Raw genomic sequence first — 14,067 nt, 5'->3', positions numbered from 1 at the left:
GAAAAAGACTAAGATTAGACATTCTTATGAGTATGAAGATATTAGCAACCAGCGACTGGCATCTGGGCAACCTGTTTCACGGCAACGACCGTCTGCCGGAACACAAGCATTTCCTGAAATGGCTCCTGGAACAAATCGCTGAACAAAAGCCCGATGCTCTCCTCATCGCAGGAGACATCTTTGATAACGGAAATCCATCGGCAGCGGCACAGACCGTTTATTACGAGTTTCTTGCCGATGCTACCCAACTGTGCCCTAACATGCAGGTTATCATTACCGCCGGCAACCACGATTCCGCCAGCCGACTGGAGGCTCCCCGTCCGCTACTCACCCGATACCACGTGGAAATAAGAGGAAACGTAAGGAAAATCTGGAAGCAGGGAGAAAGCGGGGACGATGATAAAACCGGCGGACATTGGATCTATTCCTTCGATGACCTCATCATCCCCGTAACCAACGAGGCAGGAGAAGAAGTCATCATCCTCGCCGTACCTTTCCTAAGAAGCGATGTGGTGCAGAACGCCAGTTACTCGCAGGGAGTCAACGACTTTCTGAGAGAACTGACGGCTGAAGCTCGAAAGAAACACCCGGGCAGGAAGTGCATCATGATGGCACACATGTACGCCAAGGGTTCGGATATCGCCAAAAAGGATGCGAGCGAGAAAATCATCATCGGCGGACAGGAGGAAGTGGACCTGGAAGGATGGAACGACCATCCCGACTATATGACTTGCGGACACATTCACAAACGGCAACATATCTGGAACACCGACTGGGCAAGATACACGGGAAGTATCCTCCCGATGTCGTTCGCCGAGAAAGACTACACCCACGGCATCGACCTCATCACCATAGAACACGGAGAAGAGGATGAAGGAAAGGAAACCGGCAAAAGTAAGGAATGGAAAGTAGATTTCCTGGAATACAAGCCTCAGCACGCCCTCCGCATCCTGCCCGAAGATGAGGAAGAACTGACCTTCAAGAAATGGCAGAAGCTCATCAATTCTGAACTCTCGGAGAGAACAGACGGCGAACTGAGCGACCACTTCGACTACGTGATGCTGAAGGTGAAACAGGAGAAACTGACCAGCGATGACATCAAGGAACTGGAGAAGCTCGTCAACGAAAAGGATGCCGTGCTCTGCAAAATCCAGCGCATCATCCCGCAACTGGACCTCTCCACCATCCAGGGTTCCCAGCACATCACCAGCATAGAAGACATCATCAACCGTCCTCCGCTCGACACGCTGAAAGAAGCCTTCGCCATCAGGCACAACGCTCCGATGAACGAAAGACAGGAGAAAATGTTATCCGATTTATTAACGACATCATCATTATGAAATTCCTACAACTCGAAATACTCAACCTCGCTTCGCTTGACAAACAGGGAGGCGAGGTCATCAACTTTGAAGAAGGTGCCTTAGGCGAGAGCACCATCTTCAGCATCGTAGGTCCGACGGGAAGTGGCAAGTCTACCCTACTCGACGCCATCTGCCTTGCCCTCTACAACCGCGCCCCTCGCTATCCCAGGAAGAAAGGAGACAAGAACCAGAACATCGAGATTTTCGGAGCTGCCGATGCCAGCGAAAGTAACCGTCTGGCTCCTACCGACAGCCGAAACATCCTGACACGTGGCAAGAAGGAAGGCTACAGCAAACTCACCTTCCTTGCCAACAACGGCAGCATCTACCGCGCAGAATGGCACGTCAGATTCCAGAGAGTGCGCTACGAAAACGCCAAGACTGCGCTTTATAAAATCACGAGAAACGGAGAAGAGGTAACAGAGGAAACTGCCGACTGGAACGAGCTGCCGAACATCATCGGACTCGACTACGACCAGTTTCTCCGTACCGTACTCATCGCCCAAGGCTCGTTTGCCAACTTCCTGACGGCAAAGGAAAACGAGCGGTACGAACTTCTGGAAAAACTCATCGGATGCGAGGAAACTTATACGAACATCGCTACTGAAATCAAGAAGGCGAAAGACCAGGCGACGGATGCCTACAACCAGATGGCAGCATCGGTGGAAGCCGTAAAACAGAACCTGCTGAACGATGAAGAACTTGCCCAACTGAAGGAGGAAATCGCCCGGTTGGAAAAGGCTGAGAAGGAACTCGACAGCCAGTTGCAAGCCATTTCGAAAGACCTGCAATGGTTTGAGGAAAACGATAAGCAAATAAAACAAATCGCTATCTGCCAGACAGATATGGAGCAAGCAGCAGATGCCATTAAAGCGATGCAAGCCCAGATTCTCCGTCTGCAGTTGCACGATGAAGTACAGCCTGCCGTCAACCTGCTGCAGGAAGTAGAGCGACAGACGCAAAGCATCCAAGAGCAGGAAGAAAACATTCTGAAAGCGGAAGCAAACATCAAAAGTCAAGAGTCTGCCATCAGCGAAAGCGAGAAAACTCTCGCCAGTCTGAAGGAAGCAGTAAGCAAGGCACAGGAACAGCTGGAAAAGGCGCTGCCGGTCATCGCTGAAGCAAGAGCGCTGAAAACAAAAATGGAAGCGGCGATGCCGAATCTGAAAGAAAAGAAAGAGGCATTGGAGTTGGCGCAGAAAGAGAATCTAACTGCCCAGAAAGACGTGGAGGAAAACGCCCGAAACATCCAAAAATGGGAAGCCGAAACGGAGAAAGCAAACCTTGCCCTCAAAACGACAAATGAAGAGATTGCCAAGCAGAAACAGGTTCTGCACGAAGCGACGCAAGCCGCAGAACAGGCTTGGGAGAAGGAAAGAAATAAGACTGCCGGACAGAATATAGAGGAACTGCAGAACAGCAAGACTGTAGCCGACAGGAAACTGCAGGATGTCCAGCAAGCCATCAAGGTTGTGGCTCATCTCGATGCTGCCACAACAGAAAAGCTGAAGAATGAGGAGCGCATCCTGGTCTTGGACAAGAGAAACGCAGAGATAGATGAAGCGCTGAGCAAGTTGACCATCGAGGCGCTGACCCAAGAGACCCTGACGCTGAGAAATGCCTATACCCTCATGGTGAGTGAGAAATGGGAGATTCATCGTGCCAACCTGACCGAAGGCAAGCCTTGTCCGCTCTGTGGCAGCACGACCCATCCTTATCATACCGACAACAGACAGTTTGTGGAAGCCACCACGGAACTCTCTCAACTTCTGAAAGCCAAGGAGGATCTACTGAAACTGCAGCAGAAAGAGGAGAAGGATCTTTCCGGCGAAAGAAAACAGAACGATGGCGAAGTACAGACGCTCCAGAAACAACAGGAAAAGCTGTCGGGTGAAATCGCAACTTACGAAGAGGAATGGAAGGCGCTCATCGCCCAGTATCCAAAGATTCCAAAGGCAGAGGCAGAACTGAAATTGCTCTTGCCTATCTATGAAAACAAGGCGAAAGATGCGAGCAGCAAACTGAGCCTCTTTAACAAGATTCAGAAAGAGATAGAACGGCTGACGCAACTCAAGGACAAGGCTGTGAAGGATGAAGCTGCGTATGAAAGCAAGGCTTCTACTATACAGAATAAAGCCCAAGAAAACACATCAACCTGCGCCACAAAACTAGCTGAGCAAAAAGCACTTACCATCAACCTTGCTTCGCAGAAAAAGAGCAAAGAGGAGGCTTACGGGAAAGCCCTTCAGGCATGGAATAGTACCAAGAAGGAAATGGAGGAATGGCAGGAGAAATACAAGCAGATTCTGAATGGAGAAGAGCCCGATGCGGCAGAACAAAGACTGACAGCAGCAAAGGATGAGGCTACGAAAGCAGCTGATACTCAGAACGAGAACATCAACAAACTGAAGGCTGAACTCGCCAACAGTAAAGGTTCGCATCAAACCATGCTGTCTCAGAACAAAACGATGAAAGAGAATCTGCAAACGAAGGAAAAGGAACTCGACCTTTGGATTGAGGAATATAACAAGCAGCTTGAAGAAAAGAGCATCGAAGGAAAAGACTCCGAAGAGGAAGGCATCGAGGAAAGAAGTATCGAACCAAGCCTTATCGACCGAAACACCATCCGGGAGATGCTTCACTCTGCCGAAGACTGGAACACTATCCGACGGGAAAAGGACGAAAAGGAGAAAGCCGTGGCTTCAACTACCGCCCTTTACCAGAGCGCAGAAAAGGCGCATCAGCAGCACTTGGAACATCAGCCTGCCCAAACCCGTGATGCTCTCTTGACCATTCAGCAGGAGTATCAGGAGAGAAGCCAGCGCAACGAACTGATTGCTGCCAACGCCAGGATGCAGAACCACCAGGAAGCCGTGAAGCAGTTGGGTGACAAGGCTGAGGCTCTGCAACTCGTAACACAGGAAAAGGATGACTGGACAGCCATTACGGATGCCATCGGAGCAGACGGAAAGACGCTGCGCAAGATAGCCCAATGCTACACACTCAGTTTCCTGATAGCGCACGCCAACCAGGAAATCAGAAAGTTCAACAGCCGCTACGAACTGCAGCAGGTAAAGCATTCGCTGGGCATCCGAGTCATCGACCACGACCGTGCCGACGATATCCGAGACACCACCTCCCTATCAGGTGGCGAAACCTTCATCGTGAGTCTCGGTCTCGCCTTGGGCCTGTCGGCATTATCCTCCCGCAACATCTCCTTCGAGAATCTGTTCATCGACGAAGGCTTCGGAACCCTCGACCCCGATACCCTAGCCACCGTCATCGACTCCCTCGCCATGCTGCAAAGTTCGCAAGGCAAGAAGGTGGGCGTCATCAGTCATACCGACACGATGAGCGAGCGCATCACCACCCAGATAAGGATTATCAAGAATGGCAACTCCGGCAGCAGCCATATCGAGATCTATCCGTAACAGAACGAAATATCTGACGATAGCAAGTTATGCTCTGAATAACTCCAAACCATTCGAGTTACTTTAGAAAGCACTTGCTATCGTACAGAAATATATGTATTTTATAATACGTTTTACACGTCATTATCCAATACTACCCAATAACCATTCTTACGACCTCCTTCACGTTTCAAGACCTGAAATACTTCCTGTAAAGACTTTAGTTCCTGAGAAATCTTTCTTGCAGATATGCCCATCTTTCTTGCTAATTCTGGTATTGTTAACTTAGCATTCTCAGACAACGCACCCATGATAAGCATCTGTAATTCAGACAGTTCTTTCTTGCATTCTTTCTTGCATTCTTTCTTGCATTCTTTACCAATAGGCACACCGATATAGTCTAAATTACATGGTATATCTATTAAGAAATATGTACGTTCCTCATCGGTCTCAATTATTGCACGAGGCGAACCGTTTTCCTGCAACTTCTGCTGAATAGTAGGAATCCCCGTAGCTCTACCCTCTGTCAAATTCAATTCCTTTAAGAACTCTCCCAATCGGCGGTTTGTGTATCGACGAGAACGAAGCATACGAGCTTCTTTTATAGCCTGCATAGATATTGTGTGATTAGGTCCTCCAAAATTGAGAATACTAATCTTATCTGGTTCGATAGTTATCTCAACAGGTTCTCTTTCAATATAACTGCGATGATAAAGGCTGTTTACGACAGCTTCTTCCAAAGCTTGATAAGGATAATTATATGTAACAACGGAACGTTCTGTATTCTCTGGCTTATGAATTGTCTTCTGAATAATATTTGTCTTGAGATAATTCATCGTATCACGAATCATCTTAGGCACACAACCCCTTATCGGTGCAACCTCTATCATATTATCAGGATCTTGTAATCTCCCCTTAGGGAATATCACGATTTCAACCTGGGTCATTTTGAAGAATTTCTCAGGATGCTCACAGAACATCATCGCAGCAACATTCTTGACCTTGAAGCCTTCTGGTGTAGTTTCCAACAAGTCCATTTGGTCAAGAACTATTTTCAAGTTTTCACCCGATAGATCTTGATCAGCCAAATCACTACCTACTTCAACAAGAAAGTCTCTCAACAAAGTAGCCGAAATATCCCTAAGACTTATCTGATCATTGCCACGGTCGTCAAAAGGAGTACGATTAGCCAAATTTATCAGCTCACGTTCATACTCATCTTTCGGCACAATGCTACTACTATTATAGCGGATATAATAGTTGAAGTCCTTCTGCTTTGCAGTAATACGATCAGGCACCTTATATGGACGGCGTTCTCCTGCCGTCACTTTGATTACAAGAATAGTCTTGCCATCAACCTCTTCAATGAAAAGACGAGGTTGATAGTATGGACGGATAAGATTATTGTAACCAACCATATCCTTCTCTATCTGTTCTATCAAATTAGGATTAACACCTAAAACAGGACGAACAGCATGACCGCGTTCTTCCTTTACACCAACAATGATATACCCACCACCAGTGTCTTCAAAATCATTGGCAAAGGCACAGATGCTACGATATATTGTATCTGGATTCCAACCTTCCTTGTATTCAAGCTGGTTGCTTTCTACTGCACTTCCACTAAGAAGGCTTTCTATATTTATCGGTAATGCCATGATTTATTAATTTTATATCGTACAAATATACTCTTTTTATTTGATACTAACAACTTCTTTATAATTATTTAGCAATAAAATGAAGATACTATTTTAATTGGTCTATACCAATTACACCTTATTATATATAGGATACATATTCTAATCCATCATACATACCATACGTTTGGCAGCCTTATACCAAATGTATGGTATGTTCTTTACTCCCTGTATGGTAGTCTTTTTACTCCCCATGTGGTATTGCCCAAGTGGGGAAATCGCAGTACCTTTGCACCCAGAAAATAATAATAAAAAAAGACATAGATTATGGACAATAAGACTATCAAACATCTCAAGGAACTGGAGGCAGAATCTATCTACGTGCTCCGCGAAGTAGCTGCCCAGTTCGAGCGTCCAGTCATTCTCTTTTCGGGTGGCAAGGATTCTATCGTGATAACATATCTCGCCTACAAGGCTTTCTATCCGGCGAAGATTCCATTCCCTCTGTTGCACATCGACACGGGACATAACTTTGAGGAAACCATCCAGTATCGTGATGAACTGGCGAAGAAACTCGGAGCCGAACTCATCGTGGGCAGCGTGCAGGAAAGCATCGACAAGGGACGAGTGAAGGAAGAAACGGGTTATTATGCTTCCCGCAACAAACTGCAGACCACTACCCTGCTCGATACCCTGGAGGAATATAAATTCGATGCAGCCATCGGTGGTGCCCGAAGAGATGAGGAGAAGGCGCGTGCCAAGGAACGCTTCTTCAGTCATCGTGACGAGTTCGGACAATGGAATCCGAAGAACCAGCGCCCAGAACTCTGGAACATCTTCAACGGCAGAAAGAACATGGGCGAACACTTCCGTGTGTTCCCTATCTCCAACTGGACGGAGATGGATGTATGGCAGTATATCTTCCTGGAGAACATTCCGATGCCTTCGCTCTACTTCACCCACGAAAGAGAGGTATTCAACCGCGACGGACAGTGGCTCGCAGCCCTGCCTTGCATCAAGCGCAAGCCTACAGAAGAAGTGGTAAAGAAGCTGGTTCGCTGCCGCACCATCGGTGACATTACCTGCACCGGACTCACGGAATCGAAGGCGACAACCGTAGCGGATATCATCGACGAGATTGCTTCTACACGCGTTACTGAACGTGGAGGAAGAGCCGATGACAAGCGAAGCGAAACGGCAATGGAAGACCGCAAGAAGGCGGGATACTTCTAATTTTCAATGTTGAATGTTAAATGTTGAATGTTGAATTAGCATAGCAGTCATATACAGCAAACAACTTAACACTTAACATTTAACACTTAACATTTAAATCAAGGTGAAGGTGAGGGCGCTAGCCCATTTAACATTTAACACTTAACATTAAAAGAAACATGGATAGAGGTTATTTAGATATGGAGCTGCTCCGCTTCTCTACTGCGGGCAGCGTGGACGATGGAAAGAGTACTTTGATAGGAAGATTGCTTTATGACAGCAAGTCGATTTTCGAAGACCAGTTGGAGGCGGTGGAGGCTGCTAGCAAGAGCCGCGGTAATGAAGAAGTGAACCTGGCTTTGCTAACGGATGGTCTCCGTGCTGAGCGTGAACAGGGCATCACCATCGATGTGGCTTACCGCTATTTCGCTACACCGAAGCGCAAGTTTATCATCGCTGATACTCCGGGACATATTCAGTATACCCGCAACATGGTAACAGGTGCAAGTACTGCCGACCTGAGCATCATTCTGATTGATGCACGTCATGGCGTACTGGAGCAGACCGTGCGCCACAGCTATATTTCTTCGCTGCTCGGTATACCACATATCCTGGTGGCTATCAACAAGATGGATCTGGTTGATTTCTGTAAAGATGTATACGACAAGATTGTTGCCGACTACAAGAAAATGTCGGAGGCATTGGATATCAAGAACGTGGTGTTTATCCCTATCAGCGCCAAGGATGGCGACAACGTGGTGAACAAGAGTGAGAAGACTCCTTGGTATGAGGGACCTACCCTGCTGAACTATCTGGAGACCGTTCCGGTAGGTCATAAGACGGTGAGCGATTTCTTCCGTTTCCCTGTACAGTATGTGATTCGTCCTATCAGCAGCCAGTTCCCTGACTACCGCGGTTATGCGGGCAGAGTGAGTGGCGGCATCATCCGTCCGGGCGATAAGATAAGAGTATTGCCATCGGGCACGGAGAGCACCGTGAAGAGCATCGACTTCGTAGAGGAGCACTTGGAGGAGGCTTATGCCCCTATGAGCATTACTCTGACGCTGAACGATGACATCGACATTTCGCGTGGCGACACCCTCGTAAAGGCAGATGAGAAGCAGCCTAGCATCGAACAGGATATCACGCTGGATGTCTGCTGGTTCAACGAGCGCCCTGCTGCCGTAAGAAACAAATACGTAGTTCGTCAGGCCACCTTCGAAACCCAGGGTTTGATTCGCAGCATCAACTATCGCCGCAATATCAACACGCTGGAGAAGGAAGAGGGTGTATCGGAATTAAAGATGAACGATATTGCCGAAATCACCATCCACACCGCCAACCCATTGGTATTCGATAAATATACGGAGAATAAGGTAACAGGCAGCCTCATCTTCATCGACCCGGATACAAACGAGACCGTGGGAGCGGGACTTATTAAATAATGTTGAATGTTAAATGTTGAATGTTGAATGTTCAAAGTAATATAGAGTAATCATAAAGTTCAAAGTTCAATGATCAAAGTTCAAAGTAATATAAAGGATTTGGTTCCGGAACTCAATAAGAAATTCAGCGATGCGCCTGCCGAGGATATTGTCGGTTATTTCCTTCAGGCATTCAAAGGGCGCATCGCTCTTTCTTCTTCCCTCAGCATCGAGGACCAGACGCTTACCGACATCATCGTGAAGACGGATAAATCTGCCCGCATCTTCACACTCGATACAGGCAGACTCTTCCCGGAGACCTACCAGCTCATCGACAAGACCAACATGACGTATGGCATCAACCTGGAAGTGTTCTTCCCAAACTATGAGGCGGTGCAGCAGATGGTGAAGGAAGAGGGCATCAACCTCTTCTATAATTCGATAGAAAGCCGACACCGCTGCTGCCAGGTAAGAAAACTGGAACCGCTGAAGCGGGCAATGCAGGGACTGGATGTATGGATCTGCGGATTGAGAAAGCAGCAGAGCGTAACCCGCAAGGATATGCAGGTAGTGGAATGGGACGACATTCATAACCTGATTAAGGTGAACCCGCTCATCAACTGGAGCGAAGAGGATGTGGAGCAATATGTAAAAAAGCACCATGTGCCTTATAACAAGCTGCAGGACAAGGGATATCCGAGCATCGGTTGCCAACCTTGTACAAGAGCCATCAAGCCAGGCGAGGATATCCGAGCCGGAAGATGGTGGTGGGAATCGCCGGAACATCGCGAATGCGGATTGCATCAGAGAAGCTAGGTTTTAAGTGAAGAACGAAGAGTGAAGAATTCAAATGTTTTAGGAAGGGAATGAGCATGAAGAATTTAATCATCAATATCTTGGAGGCAGCGGCATTCCTGCTGTTGGGATTGGGCGTTAGCCTGCTTGGATAATAAAATACGAGTATGGATTATAGAATAGCAAAGGATAAGATAGCAGGACAGGTGATGTTTCTCTTGACCATCGCCTCCATATTCCTGGTAATCATCATGGCGGTGGGACTGTTTATCAAGTCGGAACCGATATTGAGCCAGTATAATCTGTGGGAACTCCTCACGGAGAGCAACTGGCGACCGATGGAAGGCAAGTTCGGATTCCTGCCTTTCCTCGCCGGCACCTTCTGGTGTACGGCACTCGCCATTCTCATCGCTCTCCCCATCTCCCTGCTCATGGCCATCTATCTCACGGAATACGCCCACCGCAGCATCCGGAAATACGTATATCCGCTGCTCGATATTCTAGCCGGATTGCCTTCCGTCATCTATGGCGTATGGGGGAGCCTACTCATCGTGCCTTGGGTTTCGAAACACGTAGCTCCCCTCTTCGTGGAATTTTCTTCGGGATATACGGTTCTGGCGGGCGGCATCGTATTGAGCGTGATGATCATCCCGCTTCTGGTGAGCCTGTTTATGGAGATATTCGATAACATATCAACAGATTTGAGAGAAGCTTCGCTCTCGCTGGGCGCTACACAATGGCAAACCATCAAGCATGTTGTGCTGAGAAAGGCACGACCGGGAATGATTGCCGCTGTAGTCTTGGCGCTGAGCCGAACGCTGGGCGAAACGATAGCTGTACTGATGGTGTGCGGAAACCTCGCCATTGTTCCGGGAAGCGTGCTCGATGCCTGCTACCCGATACCGGCACTCATCGCCAATAATTATGGTGAAATGCTTTCGGTTCCGCTTTATGACAGCGCCCTGATGTTTGCCGCCTTCCTGCTGTTTTTCGTGGTAGTGATATTGAATCTCGGCTCGAGAATCGTGCTATTAAAGGTAAAAGAGTAAAAGGGTAAAAGAGTAAAAAAAGGCTTATGAAATACTTGGAAGAAAGAATCGTGAAATTACTGATGCTCGGGTCGATAGGCATTGTAGGCTTCTTCGTACTGAGCGTTCTCTGGACCATCTTTAGGCGAGGCTTTCCTGTGCTCTCCTGGGAGATGGTGAGCCAGTTGCCTAGCGGTGGCTTCTATCTGGGCGGCAAGGGCGGATTCCTCAATGCCATTGTGGGCAGCCTTTATATCGTGGGCGGCTCTACCTTGCTCGGTCTGCTTATCTCGCTGCCCGTAGTGTTCTATATGAATGTATATCTCAAACCCAACTCAAAATTCGGATACATCGCCCGTCTGGCTTATGATACCCTCTTCGGAATTCCGAGCATCGTATATGGCTCCTTTGCCTTTACGGTGATGGTTTGGCTGGGCATCAGGGCATCGCTGGGCGGAGGTATTCTCGTCACCACCCTGCTCATCGTTCCGATACTCATCCGTTCGATGGACGAAGTGGCGAAGACGATTCCACAGGAGATACTCGATTCCTCCTACAGTCTGGGAGCCACGAGGATAGAAACTATCGGCGTGGTACTGAGACAGATAGCCCCAGCCATCGCTACCGCCACCTTATTAAGTATCGGTAGAGCCATCGGCGATTGTGCCGGAGTGATGTTTACGGCAGGATTCTCCGATCATATTCCTCATGGACTGAACCAGCAGGCAGCCACCCTCCCATTGAGCGTGTTCTTCCAGTTGAGCGCCCCGCAGGAGGATGTTCAGAACAGAGCCTACGCCGCCGCTGTGGTACTCACCATTATCGTATTGGTGTTGAGTTTCGGAGGCAGGTACATCATGAGTCATTTCTCGAAGAATAAAATATAAAACAGAAGAGGGTGTGTCATTTGTCTATGACACACCCTCTTCTGTTTTATATTTCCTTTGATTTTTAAACCTTATTTCCCTCTTTAGGGAAAACCACGGTTGGCTTGAAGGTCTTAGCCTCCTCAAAGTCCATCAGGGCATAAGCGATGATGATGACGGTATCGCCCACCTGCACCTTGCGGGCTGCAGCACCGTTCAGGCAGATACAACCGCTGCCACGCTCACCCTTGATAATATAGGTCTCCAAGCGCTCACCATTGTTGTTGTCTACAATCTGAACCTTCTCGCCTGCTATCAGATTAGCAGCGTCCATCAAGTCCTCATCGATGGTGATGCTACCCATATAATTCAGGTTAGCCTCAGTTACGGTCACACAATGGAGCTTACTCTTCAATACTTCTATCTGCATTGTTCTGTTATTACTTGATCTGTTACGGATTAAACTTAATAAAGAATATCTATAGAGGAATTTATCCCTTATACTTGATATGGTCGATGAGACGGATAGGAGTCTTACCGCAATAAACGGTGATGCAACCTACCACGTATGCACTATCCTCCCATGTAGAAACATCCTGCAGGCTGTCGCCATCCACAATCTGGAAATACTCTACCTCCAGACCCTCTACAGCATTGATGTCGGCAACCACCTTATCGTGAGTTTCCTGTACGGTATGAGTCTTGGCATACTCCACACTCTCCTTCAGAGCCTTATAGATGTTTGGCGCAATGGCACGCTCATCAGGAGCCAGCAAAGTATTACGGCTGCTCTTAGCCAAACCATCCTCATCACGGATGATAGGACACTCCACAATCTGCACATTGCTGTTGATGTACTTCACGAGCTGCTTGATGACAGCAATCTGCTGCCAATCCTTCTCACCGAAATAAGCACGGGTTGGTCGAACGATATAGAAAAGACGGCTCACTACCTGACATACACCATTGAAATGACCCGGGCGCTTGGCACCCTCCATCACGGTAGAAACAGGTGGAAACTCAAAGTGGCGTGTATCTGGTGTAGGATACATCTCCTTCACCGATGGTGCAAACACATAGTCAGCACCACAAGCCTCCAAGAGCTTGCAGTCAGCATCGAGGGTACGAGGATAGCGATCCAAGTCACCCTGATCATTAAACTGTGTAGGATTCAGGAACACAGAAACCACAGTCACGCCATTTTCCTTCACACTGCGCTTAACAAGAGAGGCGTGACCCTCATGCAGCGCACCCATAGTTGGCACAAGGCCGATTTCCTTTCCCTCCTTACGACACATGAAGAGTTCGTTCTGGAGGTCAACAATCTTATTGAATACTTTCATCGTCATAATCTGTTTTCGGGTGCAAAATAACAACTTTTTTCTCAAATGAGAAAGAAAAAACCTAAAAATATGCGAATTATTGCCGAAAATAATGAATTTCGGAGAAAAAATGCCCCTATTTGAAGTTTTTTTTGTACCTTTGCACGTAATTCGTAAGAATAAAATTTAAATTTTATGGCAAAAAAAGTATTATTTATCAATCAGGAGATCGACCCATACGTAGCCGAGTCTCACATGTCAATCATGGGACGCGAACTGCCTCAGAAGATGCAGGAAGCAGGTTTTGAGATCCGCACCTTCATGCCTAAGTGGGGCACCATCAACGAGCGTCGCGGACAATTGCACGAGGTCATTCGCCTGTCTGGTATGAACCTTATCATAGATGATACAGACCATCCGCTAATCATCAAGGTTGCATCTATACCAACAACACGACAGCAGATTTATTTCATCGATAATGACGACTATTTCAAGAGCCGCCAGATGGGCACCGATGAAAACGGAAAGGAATATGCCGACAACGGAGAAAGAGCTATCTTCTTTGCACGTGGCGTATTGGAAACCGTAAAGAAGCTCCGCTGGCAGCCTGATGTAATCGTCTGCCAGGGTTGGGCTAGCGCAGTAGTGCCATTCTATGTAAAGACAGCCTACAGCGAAGAGCCTTCATTTGCAGAATCAAAGGTGATTACCGCTCTCTATACCAACGAACTCAAGGGTGAACTGGGTACCAACTTCAAACGTTGCGTTGCCTTCCGCGATGCCAAGTCTGAACTGCTCGACGGCTATCAGGACGACTTCGACTTCATTGAGCTCGGCAAACTCGCCATCGACTATAGCGACGGTGTGGTAGAAGGTGAAGAAGAAGCTACCCAGATTCTCTTTGATTATGCGAAGGAGAAGAACAAGCCTGTACTGACTTATCCGGGAGAAGATATCCAGGAGCCATACGCAGACTTCATCAACAAGGTTTGTCCTGACGCAGAATAAAATT

The 14,067-nt window shown here is 47.6% G+C and carries 11 protein-coding genes; 8 read left to right on the top strand and 3 right to left on the bottom strand.

From position 1 onward, the window contains the following. Positions 1–32: 32 nt before the first annotated feature. Positions 33–1,340 (top strand): exonuclease SbcCD subunit D, encoded by a 1,308-nt coding sequence (locus ONT18_RS02355; protein ID WP_264903856.1) that lies wholly within the window; start codon positions 33–35, stop codon positions 1,338–1,340. Next, entirely contained in the window at positions 1,337–4,792 is a 3,456-nt protein-coding gene (locus ONT18_RS02350; protein WP_264903855.1) for an AAA family ATPase, read from the top strand. The genes ONT18_RS02355 and ONT18_RS02350 overlap by 4 nt, the downstream gene beginning before the upstream one ends. A 113-nt stretch (positions 4,793–4,905) precedes the next feature. Here the strand turns inward: ONT18_RS02350 and ONT18_RS02345 are convergent, their stop codons facing one another. Further along, positions 4,906–6,429, bottom strand: a complete 1,524-nt coding sequence (locus ONT18_RS02345; RefSeq protein WP_264903854.1) for an RNA-binding domain-containing protein — start codon at positions 6,427–6,429, stop codon at positions 4,906–4,908. A 303-nt stretch (positions 6,430–6,732) separates the two neighbouring features. Here ONT18_RS02345 and cysD point away from each other — a divergent pair, with 303 nt between their 5' ends. The 5 genes from cysD (at position 6,733) to ONT18_RS02320 (ending at position 11,754) form a co-directional block, all read left to right on the top strand. Beyond that, entirely contained in the window at positions 6,733–7,641 is a 909-nt protein-coding gene (cysD, locus tag ONT18_RS02340) for a sulfate adenylyltransferase subunit CysD (RefSeq protein ID WP_371318253.1), read from the top strand. Positions 7,642–7,799: 158 nt separating this feature from the next. Continuing rightward, the gene (locus ONT18_RS02335) at positions 7,800–9,065 is read left to right on the top strand and encodes a sulfate adenylyltransferase subunit 1 (protein WP_264903853.1); all 1,266 of its coding nucleotides are present in this window, start codon (positions 7,800–7,802) and stop codon (positions 9,063–9,065) included. Positions 9,066–9,134: 69 nt separating this feature from the next. Then, the gene (locus tag ONT18_RS02330; RefSeq protein ID WP_264903852.1) at positions 9,135–9,860 is read left to right on the top strand and encodes a phosphoadenylyl-sulfate reductase; all 726 of its coding nucleotides are present in this window, start codon (positions 9,135–9,137) and stop codon (positions 9,858–9,860) included. A gap of 146 nt (positions 9,861–10,006) precedes the next feature. Then, positions 10,007–10,888, top strand: coding sequence for a phosphate ABC transporter permease subunit PstC (pstC, locus tag ONT18_RS02325; RefSeq protein ID WP_119230060.1), 882 nt, complete (start codon positions 10,007–10,009; stop codon positions 10,886–10,888). 26 nt (positions 10,889–10,914) lie between these two features. After that, positions 10,915–11,754, top strand: coding sequence for a PstA family ABC transporter permease (locus tag ONT18_RS02320; protein ID WP_264903851.1), 840 nt, complete (start codon positions 10,915–10,917; stop codon positions 11,752–11,754). Positions 11,755–11,818: 64 nt separating this feature from the next. Here ONT18_RS02320 and panD read toward each other — a convergent pair whose 3' ends face one another. Together panD and panC are read right to left on the bottom strand one after the other, a co-directional pair. Next, positions 11,819–12,163: an aspartate 1-decarboxylase gene (panD, locus tag ONT18_RS02315; protein WP_117692769.1), complete on the bottom strand. Its 345-nt coding sequence runs from the start codon at positions 12,161–12,163 to the stop codon at positions 11,819–11,821. 61 nt (positions 12,164–12,224) lie between these two features. Further along, complete coding sequence (panC, locus tag ONT18_RS02310) at positions 12,225–13,076, bottom strand: pantoate--beta-alanine ligase (RefSeq protein ID WP_264906771.1); 852 nt, start codon at positions 13,074–13,076, stop codon at positions 12,225–12,227. Positions 13,077–13,250: 174 nt separating this feature from the next. Here panC and ONT18_RS02305 point away from each other — a divergent pair, with 174 nt between their 5' ends. Beyond that, on the top strand, positions 13,251–14,063 hold the full coding sequence (locus tag ONT18_RS02305; protein WP_200757530.1) for a glycogen/starch synthase: 813 nt from the start codon (positions 13,251–13,253) through the stop codon (positions 14,061–14,063). The last annotated feature ends 4 nt before the right edge of the window (positions 14,064–14,067 follow it).

Source organism: Segatella copri (genome assembly GCF_026015295.1).
Classification (GTDB): domain Bacteria; phylum Bacteroidota; class Bacteroidia; order Bacteroidales; family Bacteroidaceae; genus Prevotella; species Prevotella copri_C.
This window is presented reverse-complemented; position numbering and strand designations above follow the sequence as displayed.

Bases quoted from the DNA above. Each gene is read 5' to 3' on its own strand.
- ONT18_RS02355 (WP_264903856.1), top strand. From the start codon at position 33: ATGAAGATATTAGCAACCAGCGACTGGCATCTGGGCAACCTGTTTCAC.
- ONT18_RS02350 (WP_264903855.1), top strand. From the start codon at position 1,337: ATGAAATTCCTACAACTCGAAATACTCAACCTCGCTTCGCTTGACAAA.
- ONT18_RS02345 (WP_264903854.1), bottom strand. From the start codon at position 6,429: ATGGCATTACCGATAAATATAGAAAGCCTTCTTAGTGGAAGTGCAGTA.
- ONT18_RS02335 (WP_264903853.1), top strand. From the start codon at position 7,800: ATGGATAGAGGTTATTTAGATATGGAGCTGCTCCGCTTCTCTACTGCG.
- ONT18_RS02330 (WP_264903852.1), top strand. From the start codon at position 9,135: ATGATCAAAGTTCAAAGTAATATAAAGGATTTGGTTCCGGAACTCAAT.
- pstC (WP_119230060.1), top strand. From the start codon at position 10,007: ATGGATTATAGAATAGCAAAGGATAAGATAGCAGGACAGGTGATGTTT.
- ONT18_RS02320 (WP_264903851.1), top strand. From the start codon at position 10,915: ATGAAATACTTGGAAGAAAGAATCGTGAAATTACTGATGCTCGGGTCG.
- panD (WP_117692769.1), bottom strand. From the start codon at position 12,163: ATGCAGATAGAAGTATTGAAGAGTAAGCTCCATTGTGTGACCGTAACT.
- panC (WP_264906771.1), bottom strand. From the start codon at position 13,076: ATGAAAGTATTCAATAAGATTGTTGACCTCCAGAACGAACTCTTCATG.
- ONT18_RS02305 (WP_200757530.1), top strand. From the start codon at position 13,251: ATGGCAAAAAAAGTATTATTTATCAATCAGGAGATCGACCCATACGTA.